The organism is Azospirillum isscasi, assembly GCF_030849505.1.
GTDB lineage: Bacteria > Pseudomonadota > Alphaproteobacteria > Azospirillales > Azospirillaceae > Azospirillum > Azospirillum isscasi.
The window spans coordinates 1-16,088 of the sequence record NZ_JAUJFI010000132.1 but is presented as its reverse complement, the minus strand read 5'-3'; the positions used below and the strand labels follow the sequence as shown (position 1 = coordinate 16,088).

At 70.5% G+C, this 16,088-nt stretch carries 16 protein-coding genes and 1 pseudogene; 9 read left to right on the top strand and 8 right to left on the bottom strand.

Features of this window, described 5'->3' with window-relative positions:
• Positions 1–108: 108 nt before the first annotated feature.
• Positions 109–1,056: a class I SAM-dependent methyltransferase gene (locus tag QSG27_RS21520; RefSeq protein WP_306709723.1), complete on the top strand. Its 948-nt coding sequence runs from the start codon at positions 109–111 to the stop codon at positions 1,054–1,056.
• Between the two features lie 71 nt (positions 1,057–1,127).
• Here QSG27_RS21520 and QSG27_RS21515 read toward each other — a convergent pair whose 3' ends face one another.
• Positions 1,128–1,601 (bottom strand): RT0821/Lpp0805 family surface protein, encoded by a 474-nt coding sequence (locus QSG27_RS21515; protein WP_306709721.1) that lies wholly within the window; start codon positions 1,599–1,601, stop codon positions 1,128–1,130.
• Between the two features lie 236 nt (positions 1,602–1,837).
• Between QSG27_RS21515 and QSG27_RS21510 the strand changes: the two genes are divergently transcribed.
• Both QSG27_RS21510 and QSG27_RS21505 read left to right on the top strand, forming a co-directional pair.
• The gene (locus tag QSG27_RS21510) at positions 1,838–4,615 is read left to right on the top strand and encodes a carbohydrate-binding domain-containing protein (RefSeq protein ID WP_306709720.1); all 2,778 of its coding nucleotides are present in this window, start codon (positions 1,838–1,840) and stop codon (positions 4,613–4,615) included.
• Positions 4,616–4,670: 55 nt separating this feature from the next.
• Positions 4,671–4,847 carry a YqaE/Pmp3 family membrane protein gene (locus tag QSG27_RS21505; protein ID WP_306709716.1) on the top strand — a complete coding sequence of 59 codons (177 nt, stop codon included), beginning with the start codon at positions 4,671–4,673 and terminating at the stop codon, positions 4,845–4,847.
• Positions 4,848–5,188: 341 nt separating this feature from the next.
• Here QSG27_RS21505 and QSG27_RS21500 read toward each other — a convergent pair whose 3' ends face one another.
• From QSG27_RS21500 to QSG27_RS21490, 3 genes are all read right to left on the bottom strand, one after another.
• Positions 5,189–6,022 carry a metallophosphoesterase family protein gene (locus QSG27_RS21500; RefSeq protein WP_306709714.1) on the bottom strand — a complete coding sequence of 278 codons (834 nt, stop codon included), beginning with the start codon at positions 6,020–6,022 and terminating at the stop codon, positions 5,189–5,191.
• 13 nt (positions 6,023–6,035) lie between these two features.
• The gene (locus QSG27_RS21495) at positions 6,036–7,238 is read right to left on the bottom strand and encodes a carboxylate--amine ligase (RefSeq protein ID WP_306709712.1); all 1,203 of its coding nucleotides are present in this window, start codon (positions 7,236–7,238) and stop codon (positions 6,036–6,038) included.
• 74 nt (positions 7,239–7,312) lie between these two features.
• Entirely contained in the window at positions 7,313–8,494 is a 1,182-nt protein-coding gene (locus QSG27_RS21490) for a GNAT family N-acetyltransferase (protein ID WP_306709710.1), read from the bottom strand.
• 434 nt (positions 8,495–8,928) lie between these two features.
• On the opposite strand from QSG27_RS21490, the gene QSG27_RS21485 reads away from it, so the two are divergent.
• From QSG27_RS21485 to QSG27_RS21475, 3 genes are all read left to right on the top strand, one after another.
• Positions 8,929–9,357, top strand: a complete 429-nt coding sequence (locus QSG27_RS21485) for a Fur family transcriptional regulator (protein WP_407653253.1) — start codon at positions 8,929–8,931, stop codon at positions 9,355–9,357.
• The gene (locus tag QSG27_RS21480) at positions 9,357–9,608 is read left to right on the top strand and encodes a hypothetical protein (RefSeq protein ID WP_306709706.1); all 252 of its coding nucleotides are present in this window, start codon (positions 9,357–9,359) and stop codon (positions 9,606–9,608) included. The genes QSG27_RS21485 and QSG27_RS21480 overlap by 1 nt, the downstream gene beginning before the upstream one ends.
• A gap of 64 nt (positions 9,609–9,672) precedes the next feature.
• Complete coding sequence (locus QSG27_RS21475) at positions 9,673–9,882, top strand: SlyX family protein (protein WP_306709704.1); 210 nt, start codon at positions 9,673–9,675, stop codon at positions 9,880–9,882.
• A 71-nt stretch (positions 9,883–9,953) separates the two neighbouring features.
• On the opposite strand, the gene QSG27_RS21470 is transcribed toward QSG27_RS21475, so the two are convergent.
• The 3 genes from QSG27_RS21470 to QSG27_RS21460 all read right to left on the bottom strand — a co-directional run bounded on the left by QSG27_RS21470 (position 9,954) and on the right by QSG27_RS21460 (position 12,949).
• Positions 9,954–10,214 (bottom strand): hypothetical protein, encoded by a 261-nt coding sequence (locus tag QSG27_RS21470; RefSeq protein ID WP_306709702.1) that lies wholly within the window; start codon positions 10,212–10,214, stop codon positions 9,954–9,956.
• 154 nt (positions 10,215–10,368) lie between these two features.
• Entirely contained in the window at positions 10,369–12,054 is a 1,686-nt protein-coding gene (locus QSG27_RS21465) for a sensor domain-containing diguanylate cyclase (RefSeq protein ID WP_306709701.1), read from the bottom strand.
• Positions 12,055–12,175: 121 nt separating this feature from the next.
• Complete coding sequence (locus tag QSG27_RS21460) at positions 12,176–12,949, bottom strand: HNH endonuclease family protein (protein ID WP_306709699.1); 774 nt, start codon at positions 12,947–12,949, stop codon at positions 12,176–12,178.
• Between the two features lie 38 nt (positions 12,950–12,987).
• Here QSG27_RS21460 and QSG27_RS29295 point away from each other — a divergent pair.
• Positions 12,988–13,289: pseudogene (locus tag QSG27_RS29295) on the top strand (endonuclease domain-containing protein); the annotation flags it as partial.
• 61 nt (positions 13,290–13,350) lie between these two features.
• On the opposite strand, the gene QSG27_RS21445 reads toward QSG27_RS29295, so the two are convergent.
• A complete protein-coding gene (locus QSG27_RS21445; protein ID WP_306709697.1) occupies positions 13,351–14,226 on the bottom strand; it encodes a LysR substrate-binding domain-containing protein in 876 nt (291 codons plus the stop codon).
• A gap of 105 nt (positions 14,227–14,331) precedes the next feature.
• Here QSG27_RS21445 and QSG27_RS21440 point away from each other — a divergent pair, with 105 nt between their 5' ends.
• Positions 14,332–15,231, top strand: coding sequence for a DMT family transporter (locus QSG27_RS21440; protein ID WP_306709726.1), 900 nt, complete (start codon positions 14,332–14,334; stop codon positions 15,229–15,231).
• A 190-nt stretch (positions 15,232–15,421) separates the two neighbouring features.
• The coding region (locus tag QSG27_RS21435; protein ID WP_306709695.1) for a Na/Pi symporter at positions 15,422–16,088 on the top strand (667 nt) is incomplete at its 3' end.

Here is a 16,088-nt window from a genome sequence, read left to right as displayed (position 1 = left end):
GGCGGTGGGGGGGCGGCGCTGGACCCTGGTGCTGGCGGCCCCGCCCGACCCGCGGCTGTCGCCGGTGGATTATCCGGCCTGGATCGTCCTGGTGACGAGGCGCTCCGGGTGACCGGGGAGGCGCTGGCCGCCGGCAACCGGTCGGCGGACATCCTCTATGAGCGGGCGGTCAGCCTCGCCCATCTCGGCGACGCCGCCGGCGCGCTGGCCATTTTCGACGAGCGGCTGGCCGACGATCCGGAGCACGCCGCGGCGTGGTTCGGCAGCCACGCCGCGGCGCTGGGCCTGAACGGGGTGGAGGACGCTCTGCGCCGCCTGCGCCGGGCCGCCGAATGCCCCGGTGCGGCGGGCAAATACTGGGGCTTCCTGTGCGCCTATCTGCTGCTTCTGGGCCGCGACGGCGAGGCGGAGGCGCTGTATGGCGAGAAACTGGCCGGGCAGCCGAAGCGTCTGGCCCTGGTCGAGGCGGTGACGGCGATCCGCCCGCACCTCGCCCCGGACGTCCGGCTGTTCGGCGTGGGGGCGGAGCTGCTGCGATTCGCGCTGGACCGGGCGGCGGTGCCCGGTCTGGTGCTGGAGTTCGGGGTGCGCCGCGGCACCTCGCTGAATCAGATCGCCGCGGCGGCCGGGCAGGCCGTCCACGGCTTCGATTCGTTCGAGGGGCTGCCGGAGGGCTGGGTGAACGCGCCGCGCGGCGTGCTCAGCACGGGCCGGCGGCTGCCGCCGGTGCGGGACAACGCGGTGCTGCACGCGGGCTGGTTCGAGGACACGCTGCCGCCCTTCCTGGCGGCTCACAGCGGTCCGGTGCGCTTCGTCAATGTGGACAGCGACATCTATTCGTCGGCGCGGACGGTGCTGACCGCCCTGGCGCCCCGCTTCCGTCCGGGGTCGGTGCTGGTCTTCGACGAGTTCATCGGCAACCGGACATGGCGCGAGGACGAATACCGGGCCTTCATGGAATATGCGGCGGAGTCCGGTGCTGCCTGGGAGATCATCGCCGTCAGCCCGCACACCAAGCAGGTGGCGATCCTTCTGACCGCCCTTACCGCCCCGTGACGGGGCTCCCGCCCCTGCCCGCCGTCCCCGCTCGTGCGCGGGACGGACGGCGGGGACGGGGGCGTGCCCGGTTAGGACACGATGCGCCAGCTTCCGTCCGGCTGCTGGCAGGCGGTGCCGTTGGCCCGCTCGGCCTTGCCGCCGACATAGACGGTCTGCTGGTACTCGCGGCAATAGTTGCCGGAGTTGTCGCGGCCGTCGCGGACCGGGGTGATGGTGCCGCGGTTGCCCGATTCCGGGTTGTTCCACTGGATGGTCGAGCCGATCGGCGCCGCATAGGCCTGGGTGGCGGCGCGCTGGGCGTAGCCCTCGTCCGCGCGGTCGAGCGACTGGCCGAGCTCGCTGCCCAGATAGGCGCCGAGCAGCGTGCCCACGCCGGTGGTGATCAGCTTGCCGGTGCCGCCGCCGAACTGCGAACCGATCACGCCGCCGGCCGCAGCGCCGCCGAGCGCGCCGACCGTCTGCTTGGTCCCGAAACCGCCGCCGCTCTGCGAACAGGCGGCCAGCGACAGGGCGACAAATGCGGTCACAGCGATCTTCTTCATGGGTAATCTGCCTCTTGGTTCCGTATAAGCCATCAACACGTAAGGCTTCGCTTTAATCCGGGGGAGCCTGCGCTTTCGTGCGTATCACTCCCGTTCGGCCGCCTCTCCCGTCATAGGCGGTGGCGGATAGAAGCACGGACCCGGGGGCCGTCGCCTGTTATCAAAATGGCGCACAAATGTCCGGCCAGCCCCGCCATGCTCGCGGCTGTTGAGCATGAGAGCGAGGGAACCATCCAATGGCTTCGACCACCACGGGCAAGACCGACGCCAAGATTGTCGTGAACGCCTCTGGGCAGTCCGCCGGAGGCATCTGGCCGCACTTCCGCCTGCTGATCGACGGCGTCGCGGTGGGTCAGGCAACCGTGAACGCCACCAGCCCGGCCGCCTACAGCTTCACGGTGCCGGTCACCGCGGATCAGGCGCACAAGGTGCAGATCCAATACGACAACGACGGGATGGCGAACGGCCAGGACCGCTCGCTGATCGTCAGCGGGGTCACCATCAACGGCAAGACCCACAAGCCGACCGACGCCAACGTCACCTACGACAAGGGCGCGCTCGACGGGAAGGACGTGGTGAAGGGCCAGTCCGGCCTGTGGTGGAACGGCACGCTGGTGGTGGACACCCCGGCTTCCGACTTCCCCGCCCCGGCGGCGCCGGCCGCCGGGACCTCCACCGTCGTCGTGACCGCGCAGGGCATCGCGGCGGGCGGGGTGAACGCCCATTTCAACCTTCTGGTGGACGGTAAGAAGGTCGGGGAGGGCGTGGCCGGCACGTCGGCCAAGGATTATTCCTTCACCGCCAACGTCACGCCGGATCAGGCGCACAAGGTGCAGATCCAGTACGACAACGACGCCGTGGTGAACGGGCAGGACCGCTCGCTGATCGTCAACAAGGTGACCATCAACGGCAAGGCGGTCGCGTCCACCGACTCCATCGTCACCTACGACAAGGGCGCGCTCGACGGCAAGGACGTGGTGAAGGGCCAGTCCGGCCTGTGGTGGAACGGCACGCTGGTGGTCGACGCCGACAAGAGCTTCTTCCCGACCGGCACGGCCACCCCCACCCCGGCTCCCACGCCGGCCCCCGCCCCGACCGGGCCGGCGATCTTCGTGGCGACCAACGGCAAGGACAGTTGGTCCGGCAAGCTGGCCGCCCCCAACGCGGACGGCACCGACGGGCCGAAGGCCACGCTGACCGGCGCCCGCGACGCCATGCGCGCCAACCCGGACATCGACGTGACCTACATCCGCGGCGGCGACTACTACATGAAGGACATGCTCTGGCTGGACGGCCAGGACAGCGGCGTCCGCTTCGCCGCCTACGGCAGCGAGACGCCGGTCTTCCATGGCGGCTCGCTGGTCGGCAACTGGGTGTCGCGCGGCAACGGCCTCTACAGCGCGCAGCTTCCCGCCGGCTCGAAGGCCGTGCTGGACCTGTCGATGGACGGCGGCCGGCAGACCGTGGCCCGCACGCCCAACGCCGACCCCAGCCACCCCATCGACGGCGGCTGGCTGATCGCCACCAAGGCCGGGGGTGATCCCTACACCCAGTTCGGCTTCAAGGCGGGTTCGCTGCCCACCTACTCCAGCACGGACGGGCTGATGGTCAGCGTCTTCAGCCAGCACGGCTACGACAACGTGACCGTGCCGGTGAAGAGCATCGACTACGCCAGCAACACCATCACGCTGGCCCAGGGCACCTACGACGCGCTGGGGGCGGGCAGCCGCTTCTACCTGTTCAACGGCAAGGACCAGCTCGACGCCGCGCAGGAGTGGTTCTTCGACAAGGCGTCCAACCAGATCCTGTTCAAACCGGACGGCGGGGCGGTCGCCGGGCACAAGGTGGTCGCGGCACAGCTTCCCGTGCTGATCGGGCTGGGCGGCGCCAAGAACGTGACGATCGAGGGGCTGACCCTGACCGACGGCACGCCGGACGGGCACGCGGTCTACGCCAACAACGCCGCCGGGCTGACCTTCAAGAACAACACCGTCACCAACACCGGCTACGGCGTCACGGTGGAGGGCAGCGCCAACAGCACGGTGTCCGGCAACCATTTCGCCGAGACCGGGCGCGAGGCCGTCTACGTCAAGGCCGGGTCCAACTTCACCACGGTGTCGGACAACCTGATCCAGCACGCCAGCGCCGTCGATCACGGCGGCGACGCGCTGTGGGTGAACGGCAGCAACGACGTCACCATCACCCACAACCAGATCGAGAACACGCCGGGCAAGGCCATCGCGGTCGGCTCGGTCCAGTCCTCGGGCGACGCCACCTACCGGGCGACGATCACCCACAACAAGATCGTCGGCGCCAACCAGGAAACCAGCGACGGCGGCGGCATCTACCTGATCAACCGCCAGCAGGACCCGGCCGGCCACACGGTCGCCTACAACGAGGTGTCGGGCACCACCGCCTTCGGCAACGTGACCTGGGACGGCAAGGTCTCCCCCACCTTCCTCGACCCGGCGAAGCTGGTGAGCTGGGGCATCTATCTGGACGACTGGACCAGCGGCACCACGGTGAAGGGCAACGTCGTCCACGACAACATCGGCGGCATCTTCCTGCACGGCGGCTGGAACAACACGGTCACCGACAACATCCTGGCCGACAACCTGGGCACCCAGATCGGCCTGCAGCAGAGCGTCGGCTGGGGCGGCTGGAAAGGCACGCCGATGGCGAACAACACCATCACCCAGAACATCGTGGACGCCGGGGACGGGCGCGCCGTCGCCATCGACGGGCCGAAGACGGCGGGGACCTTCACCGGCAACTTCTACGCGGACCTCGATCCGAACGAGGCGCTGTTCCAGGTCTGGCCGCAGGTGATGGCGAGCGGCGCCACCGGCACGCTGGCGCAATGGCAGGCCGCCGGCTACGACAAGGGGTCCTTCACCCTCGATCCGCAATTCACCGACACCGCGCACGACAACTTCGCGCCGGCGTCCGGCTCCGCGGTCTACCAGCACGGGTTCGACCACCTGCCCTTCGACCAGATCGGCCTGCTGGGCTGAGCGGATTGAACGGGGAGCGATGGAACCTGGGGCGGGGCGGACGCGTTATCGCGGCATGGACCTGATACGCATCATACTGGCGCTTCTGCTGCCGCCCTTGGGCGTCTTCCTCCAGGTGGGGTTCGGCGCCCAGTTCTGGATCAACGTGCTGCTGACTCTGCTCGGCTACATTCCGGGCATGATCCACGCACTGTACGTCATCGTGAAGTACAAGGACCGCTCTCCGGCGTAAGGCTCGCGATGGAAGGATTGCCCTCCCCCGTCCAGGGCTCCGAACTCAGATTGAGGATGCGCTCGGACAGAATGCCTATCCCTTCTCCCCCCTGGGGAGAAGGTTGGGATGAGGGGTGCCGAAGGCACATTCCGTTTGCGAAGACGGGGCTTTTTTCCGCCCTGCCGCATGCGCCGTGTGATTTGTCACAGAGATTTACCCGGCTTCCGGTTACAGTCCCCGCACCGAAGAGGACGCTTCCAGGGACGACGATGGCCGGGACCATGTTCAAGCTGCTGCTCGCACTGCTGCCGCTCAGCGCGTCGCTTCTGATGCTGGCGACGGTCCAATGACCGGGCGGGTCAGGAATTGATGACCCGCCGCACCATCTCGTACAGCCCCACCCGCCGCAGTCCGCCCTGAAGGGCGGAGCGCACCGGCGCCGGAATCGACAGCAGGCGGCGGGGCTCGATTCCCGCCTCCCGCGTCTTTCCGAAGGCCGCCTGCTCGTCGTAGGCGACCCGGCGCACCGCCACGGTCCGTTTGCCCGTCCCCTGGCCCGTGTCGAACAGGATGTAGGTCGCCCGCCTCTCCTCGGTCCGCGGCTCTCCCACCGTGCCGGGGTTGAGCAGATAGCAGGAACCGCCGCGCAGGACGACCTCCGTGCCGGGATCGTGCTCCCACAATTCTCCATTCCGATACTCGTGGATGCCCAGCCGGTGCGTGTGCCCATAGGCGCAGACGCGGGCGCCGGAGGGGTGGGCGAGCAGGGCTTGCGCGGTGCGCCGCAGCCGGTCCTCGCTGTTCAGCCGGACCAGCTCGCAGCCCCGGTCCACATGCAGCGCCCCATGCACGGCGACGAGCTGGTCGCCGACGCTGGTCTTCAGCGGCAGGGCCGACAGCCACGCGACGTCCTCGGGCGGCAGGCGCTTGCGCGTCCAGGCGATGGCCCGGATCGCCCGGACGCTGAAACCGTCCGTCGGGATTTGGCGGGTCACCGCGCGGTCGTGGTTGCCGGCGACGCAGACCGCCCCGGCCTCGCGCAGCAGGGCGATGCAGGGCGACGGGTCGGTGTTGTAGCCCACCACGTCGCCCAGGCAGACGATGCGCTCCACCCCGGCGGCGCGCATGTCGGCCAGGGTGGCTTCCAGCGCCTCCCGGTTGGCGTGGATGTCCGACAGGATGCCGATCCTCATCGCCGCGGCCCCCTCACTGCGCCGTCATCGCGCCGTCCGGTGCGCCATGCCGGGCGCGCGACGGCAGGAAGCGGGCGAGCTGGTTGTGCAGGAAGGGCATGGGGTCGTCCAGCGCGATGGCCTTCGCCTCGCAGCCCAGCACCCAGGGCAGCCACGCGGCCATGGACAGGCCGCTCTCCTTCGCGGCCAGCCGGTCCTTGGTGATGTGGCACCAGCGGGCGCCGGCCCGCGCCCTGCCCACCGCCGGGCGGGGCAGGCCCAGCAGGTCGGCATGGACCAGCGCCGGCAGGTTCACCCCCGCCACCGCCCCCAGATGGTGCCACAGGTTGAAGCGCGGGTTGACCTCCAGCAGATGCAGCGAGCCGTCCGGGGCGCGCTTGAAGTCGAACTTGGCGACGCCGCGCAGGCCCAGCCGCTCGGTCAGCGAGCGGCCCAGCGCCGCCACGTCCGGCGCGTCGGTGATGGTCAGGGCGGTGCTGTGCCCGTAGGCGAGCGGGTGGGTGCGGATCTTGGCCCCCGTGAACTCCCCGGCCACGCCGCCGCGCTCGTCCGCATAGACGTGGTAGCTCTCGATCCGGGTTTCCGGGCCGGGGATCATCTCCTGAACCAGCAGGTCCAGCCCGACCGCCGCCAGCCGCGGCCACAGGACGCGAAGCTCCTCGGCGGAGTTCACCTGGATGGCCTTGGCGAAGCCGTCCGCCTCGTCCCACACACGGCGGCGGGTCAGCGGCTTGACGATCACCGGGAAGCGCAGATCCACCCTGTCCGGCGCGGCCTCGCGGGTGGGATGGAGACGGCGGGTCGCCGGAACCGGCAGGTTCAGCCGCTCGGCCAGCGCCTGGAACCGGCCCTTGTCCACCAGATCCTCGACCAGCTCCGCGTCGGCGATGGCGAAGCGGAACCCCTCGGCCAGACGGGCGCGGTTGCGCGAGACGAGAAGGAGCTGGGTGTCGTCCTGGAAATAGAGCACCGGCTTTTCCGGCTGGCCGCGGGCGAAGGCCATCATCACCTCCACCAGCCCGTCCGGGTTGCGGGCCGGGTCGTCCCACAGGATCGCGTCCCTGGTGAAGCGGGAATGCAGGGCCGGGGCGCCGGGGTGGGTGACCACGGCGCAGCGCAGCCCGGCCAGCCCCAGCGGGCGCACCATGTCCATGTCGCCCATCACGCAGGCCAGGGCGGGGGGAATGTTGGCGGCGTTCGCGTGTCCGGTCGGCATGTCGGCATCCTCCAGCCGCCGCATCGGCGGTCCTGTGGTTGGGGCGTCAGCGGCTCATGATCGGCGGTTCATGTTCAGCGGTTCATCAGGGGCAGCGGGCTGCGCGCCAGACGCTTCAGCCGGTCGGCCAGACCGGCCTTGACGCGGCGCAGCCGGGTGTCGATCTGGCGGCTCAGCCGGTCGGGGCCGAGCGCGATCCAGTTCATCGGCTGCTCGGCGTTGGACAGCAGCGGCTTGTGCCCCGCCGGGGTGGACATGAAGTCGTAGCAGCCCTCGCCGCGGGCCAGCGTGTCCTCGATGGCCAGGACGTGGCTGACCAGACCGGGCTTCAGCCGGTTGTCGGTCTCGTAGGCGAAGCCGCCCTGGTAGTTCATCACCCGCCCGCGATGGACGAAATTGTAGAGATAGCCGACGACCGTCTCCCCGGCGCCGACGCGGCACAGCCGCACCGTCCCCGCCGGAACGCCGGTGGCGATCAGCCGCTCGTGGAAGGGGCGGAAGGCCGGGTTGGAGAAGGCCCCGGACTGGCCGCGGGCGTTCCAGCTCGCCTGATGCAGAACCTCCATGGCGCGGAAATCCTCCAGCGCCTCCTCCGCCGTCGCGGCCACGCGGTAGGTCAGGGGGCCGCGCTCCGCATAGAGCCGCATGGCGCGGCGCACCGCGGCGCGGGTGTTCTTGCCGAGGCTGGCGAGATAGCCCGCACCCTGGCGGCGCACCCCCTCCAGATCCACCCATTGGCAACGGTCGGCGACCTGGACCTGCAACGTGTGGCCGCGCCGCAGCGCCGCGCGCCGGACCGCGGCTTCCGCGCCCGGTTCCAGCCCGCCCAGCACCAGCTCGTCCCAATTGGTCAGGCGGTGGCCCAGCCAGTCGAAGCAGGCGGCCAGCACCGCGCTCGCGCAGCTCCGGTCGGCGAGGATGCCGTTGTACTCCACGAACAGCCGGTCGAAGACCCGGTCCCCGGTCTCGTGCAGCAGCCAGCAGCGGGTGCGCAGCAGGCCGAAGCGCCACTGGGTGCGCGGGCACAGAAGCGCCAGCCCGACGACCCGCCCGCCGCGGCGCGCCACCAGCGCGTGAGGGGACGCGCCGCGCGGCAGGGAGGCCAGCCAGTTGCCGATCCAATGCCAGCTCAGGAAGAAGGAGCCGTCGGCGCGCCGCTCCAGATCGGTCCAAACTTCCTTAAGTTCGCTTGGATTTTCCAAGGGCCGCAGTGCGATGTCGATGGTGTCGCCGTCGTCCTCAACAAGAGTCCTCATATCCATGTGCGCGGTCTTCCCGGCAGATGTTGACGGATGGGCGGCTTGAAACGTCTACGCGCAAAGTGCGGGGATGGATCGGTGATTGGACAACTTGGGTTTCATTGAGCGGTCCCTGTCCTCCGGCGTCTGCATCATGTACGAACGCCCGTGACGAAAACGCGGTGGCGGAAGGTGGGTTGCGGCGTTCCAGTGGGGGAACCCGTCCGGGCCGTCCGAGGTATCGGGCGGTGAACGGACGGCGTTAAGGAGATGTCCGTCTGCCCCCTGGCAGCGCTCCAGGCCGATGCCATGGGCAAATGTCAGGGGATCGGGCTGGGCCTTTTGTCCAGGTCTTGCGGTTGCCTGTTGTCCTGATGCCTAGTCCTCTCCATCTCTTGAGGGATGGGAAGGAATCGGAAAGGACCGGCCCCGTGACTACGCCCGAAGAAGCCCTGCCGTCGCGGCTGGAACGCGCGTGCGCCGAGCGGGGGTTGAAGATGACCGGCCAGCGCCGGATCATCGCCCGCGTCCTGTCGGAATCCGCCGATCACCCCGATGTCGAGGAGGTCTACCGCCGCGCGTCGGCGATCGACACCGGAATCAGCCTGGCGACCGTCTACCGCTCGATGCGGCTGTTCGAGGAGATCGGCATCATCCAGCGCCACGATTTCGGCGACGGGCGCGCCCGCTACGAGGAGGCGCGCGGCGACCACCACCATCATCTGATCGACATCGAGACCGGCGAGGTGGTGGAATTCCAGGACCCCGACCTGGAGGCCGCCGTCACCCGCATCGCCCGGCATCTCGGCTTCGACATGATCGGGCAGCGGCTGGAGATCTTCGGGCGCCGCATCCAGCGCAAGGGTCCGGAGACGGCCTGATGGCGGCGGAGCGCAGAACAGGGCCGGAGCGCGATCCGGCGGAGCGTTTCGCCGCCTGCGAGGCCGCGGTCTGCGGCTGCCGGCCCGTGGTCGAGCGCGCCTACCGCGAACTGGTCGATTGCGGGCGCCCCGACCGCCACGCGCTGGAGGCCGCCACCGTGGTGCTGCGCTGGCATCATCCGGAACTGGACGTGCCGCAGGCGCTTCAGATCGTCGAACGCTGGGTGGCCGCCAGGGACCGGCTGCATTGATCTTGCCTTTCCCCGGGGTGCGGTTCTAAAGCTCTGTCCCTTCCGCGCCACCGCAGGGCCATCCATGGACGCCGAAAGCCGCCTGACCGAGCTGGAATCCCGCCTCGCCCATCACGAGCGCATGGCCGAGGAGATGTCCGCCGTGCTGTTCGAGCAGGGGCGGACCATCGACCTGCTGACGGCGCAGATGCGCCGCCTGCGCGACCGGGTGGCGGAGCTGGAGTCCGGCGTGTCCCGCGCCCCGCAGGACGAACCGCCCCCGCCCCATTACTGAAACCTGCGGACTCTATGATTTTGCAGGATTTCCGAGCCTGCCCATGTGTGGGCGGAGCTCGGAAATCCTGCTTAGCGCATCTTCCAGCCGCTGCGCGGTCCGCCCCAGGTGAGCTGCGGGCCGGCGGCGGGGCGGCGGGAGCAGTCGGCCTGGACGCAGCCGCAGGCGGGGAACAGGCAGCGGTCGCCGTTCACGTCGGTGGCCTGGACGGCCAGTTCGTAGCGTGTGCCCCGCATCAATTGCGCGCCTGCCGCGCTGTTGCGCTCGTAATGCTCGACGACGGCGAGCAGACGAAGCATGCGGGCGCGCTGTCCCTTGGTGTCGAGGCTCATCTTCCATTCTCCCGCCATGGCCGTCCGAGTCGTGCTCGATGGACATGAAACGGCAGGAACGGCCCGTGGCTCCAGCGTGCAACCGCCTTACCCACCGCGTTCCCGGCGCCCGCCGGACGCGGTTCCCCGCATGGCGGTGGCTTGGCCGCGGGGCCTACGACACCCCGGTCCTCGTGGCCTCCGCGGCTATGCCCTGGGCCTCGCCGGGGGCGGGGGGCAGATCGGCCGTCCAGCGGACGGCGCGGTTGCGGCCCTCCCGCTTGGCCTGGTAGAGCGCCTGATCGGCGCGGCGCAAAGCCTCCGTCACGTCGGCGGAATCCGCCGGCCACAGGGCGATGCCGATGGAGCAGCCGACCCGCACCGCCTCGCCCTTCGTGCTGACGGGTTCGTTCACCGCCTCGATGATGCGGCGGGCCAGCCCGTCCAGGTCCGGCGGTTCGGCCCCGGTGCGGAACGGCAGCACCGCCGCGAACTCGTCGCCGCCCAGCCGGGCCACCACGTCGTCGCCGCGGAAACAGGCGGCCAGCCGTCCGCCGACCTGACACAGCACCACGTCGCCCGCGTCATGGCCCAGACGGTCGTTCACCGGCTTGAAGCCGTCCAGGTCGATGTAGAGGAAGGCGGCGGAGCCGGTGCCGGAGGTCGCGGCCTCCACATACTGCTCGAAATAGCGGCGGTTCGGGAGGGCGGTCAGCCGGTCCTGATAGGCGATGTCCTCCAGCCGCACCAGGGCGGCGTCGCGATGGGTCAGCCCGTCCACCAGATCGCGCAGCGTCGCCGACAGCGAGGTGATCTCGGCGGTGCCGCCCAGCACCGGCATTTCCGCCCCGCGCTCGCCGTTGCGGATGCGCTCCGCCGCCTGGGCGATGCGGCGCAGCGGTCGCGTCACCCGCCCCGCGGCCAGCCAGCCGAGCGCGCTGAACAGCAGCACCATGGCGCCGCCGGCCAGCACCGTTTCCGCCATCTGGGCGGTGGCCGGCGCGTAGGCGGCCTTCAGCGGCTGGCGGGCCACCACGCTCCACCCCAGGCCCGGATACTTCAGGTGCCCGTTGCCGAAGGCGTAGCCGGTGAGGTAGCGCTGCCCGTCCGGCCATTGCTCCACCACCCAGCCGCTCTCGTTCTTCTGGGCGCGCCGCACCGCCTCGATGTCCAGGCTGGTGCCCAGCATCTCCGTGGGACCGAGGAGCACCGTGCGGTCCGCCGCGACCACGATCAGCTCCAAGCCTTCGCGCCCCCGCATGGTGTCCAGCAGGGAACGGCGGATCTCCCGCGTCCATTCCCAACTGAGATGCGTGGCCAGCACGCCGACCACCTCGCCCCGGGCGTTGCGCACGGGCGTGGAGATGTCCACGAACTTCATGGCCTCGCCCGTCGGGTTCGGCAGCAGATAGGCCAGCATCACCGCGTCGTGCACGTCGCCGACGAACTGCCCCTTCAGCCCGTTGCGAAAGACCGGGCGCTGGGAGATGTCCATCCCGTCCAGCAGTCCCCCGGTGGCCGCCAGCACCTTGCCCGTCGCGTCGGTCACGCCCATCCAGGAGATGGTCGGGAAGAATTCCTGAAACTGGTCCAGCAGCCAGCGCAGCCGGGCCGGATCGTCCATCGCCGGCGCGATGCCGAGCTTGCCCAGCATGCCGACCTCGCTGGCGCGCGACCACATGGAGCGGTCCAGCCGGTCGGTCATGTTGTGGGCGGCCTCCGCGAGCGAGCGCCCGATCTCGCTCTCGATCCGTTCGCGGGAACGCAGGCCGGTCAGCGCCGCCAGCACGACGGAGACGCCCAGGACCAGCACGGCCCCGGTCAAAGCCACCGTCGTGCGCAGACCGCGTTCCCTCGCCATGTTCCGCTATTCCCCACTATGACAAACCGCCGCCACTCCATACGAATGGCTGCATGACGAAAGTTCTATCAAGTTTGGACAGGTTCCAGAAGGGACATTGGAAAATGGCCGCCGGCACCGGTCAGCGGGCGGGCCGCGCACCCACCGCGGTGCGGCGGCAGTCGGCGAGGATGTTGCCGACGGTGACGCGCTCCCGCTCGTCCATGGTCAGCTCCCACCGCGCCTTGACGGCGATCCAGCCCGCCACATAGGCGCAGATGTACTCCTCCCGCGGCGGCAGCCAGTCCTCCGGCCCCTTCGACCCCTTGGCGCGGTTGGCCGCCGCCGCGACGGTGACGAGGGTCAGCGGGTCGGTCAAATCGTTGGCGTAGGCGGCGCGCTTCTCCCGCGGCCAGTCGTAGCCGCCGCTGGCGTATGTTTCCTCCAGCGGGACGCGGTGGTCGATGTCCACCTGCTTGGGGTCGGTGAAGGTTTCCCCCGTGTAGGGATCGTTCCAGACGCCGGACAGCACGGAACAGCCGTTGGCCGACAGCTTCGCCGGCTTCGCGGAATCGCGGATCAGCGCCTGCTCGCGCGTGTTCAGGCATTTGGCGTCGAGCGTCAGCCAGTGCGGCCACTCCTCCCGCACATAGCCGCGGCGGCGTTCCTCCGTCACCCGGATGCGGTCGAGCTGGGCGGTGACCGCGGCGTAATCGATGCTGGCGTCCGGGACGGGGCGCGGGATGGGGCGGGGGCGCTGGGTCTTCTCCTCCCCCAGGATGGAATCCAGCGTGCCGGGCGGGACGAGGTGGAAGCGCTCCGCCGCATAGACCGCGGCCAGCACCAGCAGAACGGCGACCAGCCCGCCCAGCGTCAAGGGACGGCCCTGCCGTGACCCGCTTCTCCGTCGCGCCATGCCCGATTCCCCTGCCCTGGTTCTCGCCATACGTGGATATGGTCCCGGGCGTGTTCTATGGCGCTTTGGGGAACGGGTGCAACGGTGCGGGGGAGTGGTGCGGGGGAGTGGTTGCGCCGGGCACCCCCACCGACGCCGAACGCAAGCTCTGGTCCCTCCTCCGGGGCCGCCAAATCGCCGGACACCGCTTCCGCCGCCAGCCCCCGGTGCCGCCCTTCATTCTTGATTTCGCCTGCGTCGAGCCCCGGCTCGCGGTCGAGGCGGCCGGCACAACGGCTCCGGCCGCGACGAGCGGCGGAACCGCATCCTGGCCGGTCTCGGCTGGCGGGCGCTGCGCATCTGGAACACCGACATCCTCGCCACCCCCGATGCGGTGGCCGAAACCATCCTCGCCGCCCTCCTCACGCCCACACCGGTTCCGGAAGACCGCCGGTCAGCAGCCCGGTCACCAGTTCCACCCCCGTCCCCCGCGCCGCGCTTCCGATCAGCAGAGCCAGCTCCGTCTCCGGCAGCGCCGGCAACCCGTCCGCCACCCCCAGGAAACGGGCGCCGGGCGGCAGGGCGCTGTGGGGAAGCACGCTGACGCCAAGCCCGCCGGAGACCGCGGCGCGCACCCCGGCGTGGTTGGGGCTGGAATAGGCCACCCGCCAGCGCCGCCCGGCACGCTCCAGCTCGTGCACCGCGCGGTTGCGGTAGACGCAGCCCTGCGGGAACAGCACCAGCGGCAGCGGGTCCTCGCGGTGCAGATCCTCCGCCGCCGGGCCGACCCAGCAGAGCGGCTCCCTCCAGGTGTGGAGCGCGCCGGGGCGGCCCGGCTCCTGCTTCACCAGGGCGATGTCGAGGTCGCCGGCCTCCACATCCGCGCGCAGCCGCACCGACAGGTCGCAGCGCACGTCCAGCCGCAGCCGGCGGTTCTCCCGCGCGAAACCGGCAAGCAGGCGGGGCAGCCGCTCCACCGCGTAATCCTCCGGCACGCCGAGCCGCACCACCTCCGCCGCCGGGCGCCCGGACAGCACCGCGTTCGCCTCGTCGTTCAGCGCCAGCAGCCGCCGGGCGTAGCCGAGCAGCCGCTCGCCGTCGTCGGTCAGCGTGACGGCGCGGCTGTTGCGGTCGAGAAGCGGCAGCCCGACCTGCTCCTCCAGCCGGCGGATCTGCTGGCTGACCGTCGATTGCGTCTTGTGCACCCGCTCCCCCGCCCGCGTGAAGCCGCCGGAGTCCACCACCGACACGAAGGTGCGCAGCAGGCCCAGATCCATCTCGCGCATCGGATCGACCATTCAGATATCGAATGCAATGGATCATATCATCCAATTTCCAAATGGAAAGAGGCGGTGCGATCCTTTCCCCCGACGCGCAGAACCACGCACGGGAGAGGACCCGCCATGACGCACGCAGCCACACACCCCCTGCCCCTCACGGACCCGCGGGCAGCGCCGCTCGCCCTGGTCGTGCCCTTCTGCCTCGCCTGGAGTTCGGCCTTCGCCGCCGGGAAGATCGGGCTGGCCGACTGCCCGCCGCTGCTCCTCCTGGCCTTCCGCTTCCTGATCGCCGGGGTGCTGCTGGCCGGTCTGGCGGCGTGGCGGGGGGAGTACCGCGGCATCGGCGGGCGGACGTTCGTCCTGCTGGGGCTGCTGGGATTGCTGAACCACGCGCTCTATCTGGGCCTGAGCTACAGCGGCATGACGCTGGTGTCCTCCGGCCTGACGGCGCTGATCGTCAGCGCGAACCCGGTGCTGACCGCGGCGCTGGCCGCCCTGCTGCTGGGCGAGGCGATGAACCGGCGCAAGGCGGTGGGGCTGGCGCTGGGGGTGGCCGGGGTGGCGCTGGTGGTGCGCGGGCGGCTGGGCAGCGGAACCGACGCGCCGCTGGGGATCGCGCTGGCGGTCGGGGCGCTGGTGGCGCTGTCGGCGGGGACGCTGCTGTTCAAGCGGCTGGCGCCGCGGGCGGGGCTGCTCGCCGGCACCGGGGTGCAGGTTCTCGTGGCCGGGCTGGCGCTGCTGCCCGCCGGGCTGCTGCTGGAGGACGCCGGGTCGATCCGGCTGACCGCCAGCCTCGCCGGCTCCCTGGCCTATCAAGCGCTGGTGGTGTCGATCGGCGGCTATCTGCTGTGGTTCCACCTGCTGCAACGGGCGAGCGCCACGGAGGCCAGCGCCTATCACTTCCTGATGCCGCCCCTGGGGATGCTGTTCGGTTGGCTGCTGCTGGGCGAGACGGTGCAGCCCTGGGACCTGCTGGGCATCCTGCCGGTGGCGCTGGGCATCCGGCTGGTGACGCGGGGGTGAGCGGCCGGGAGGGGGCCTGCCCGAAAGAAATACGCCTTTCGCGGGGGATCAGGTTGCGTCCGGCGATTGTTACGTTTTCATGACGCTCCATTCTCCGCCGTCCTGTTGTTGAGGCCCACACGCCGGGAGGTCCGCCATCTCGACCGCTGCCGTCTCGCCCACCCTGGTCCTGATCGACATCCTCGGCGCCGTGGCGCTGCTGCTGTGGGCTCTGCGGCTGGTGCGGACGGGCGTCTTCCGCTGGGGCGGGGCGGCGGTCCGCCGCTGGGTCGGCCACGGCACGCGCAACCGGCTGGCCGCCTTCCTGGCCGGCGTCGCCGCCACCATCGCGGTGCAGAGCAGCACGGCCACCGCCCTGATGACCGCCTCCATGGCCGGGCAGGGTTTCATGACCACGGCGATGGCCCTGGCGGTGATGCTGGGCGCCGACGTCGGGACCAGCCTCGTCGCCCGGCTGCTCGCCGTCGATCTGCACTGGCTGTCGCCCAGCCTGCTGCTGATCGGCGGGGCGCTGCACGCCCTGGGCGGGGAGCACCGCGGGCGCCGGGCGCTGGCCCGCATCCTGGTCGGCATCGGGCTGATGCTGCTGGCTCTGAAGCTGCTGGGGGCGGCCACCCTGCCCGTCCGCGAATCCGCCCTGGTCCAGGCGATGCTGGAGGCGCTGGGCGGGGAGCCGCTGTTCGCGCTGATCGTCGCGGCGGCGCTGACCGCGGCGGTGCATTCCAGCCTCGCCACGGTGATGCTGGCCGGGTCGCTGGCCGGGGCCGGGGTGATCGGGGCGGAGACGGCGGCGGCGCTGGTGCTGGGTGCCAACCTCGGCGGGGCGGTTCCGGCGGTGGTGGCGACCGCGGCGGACG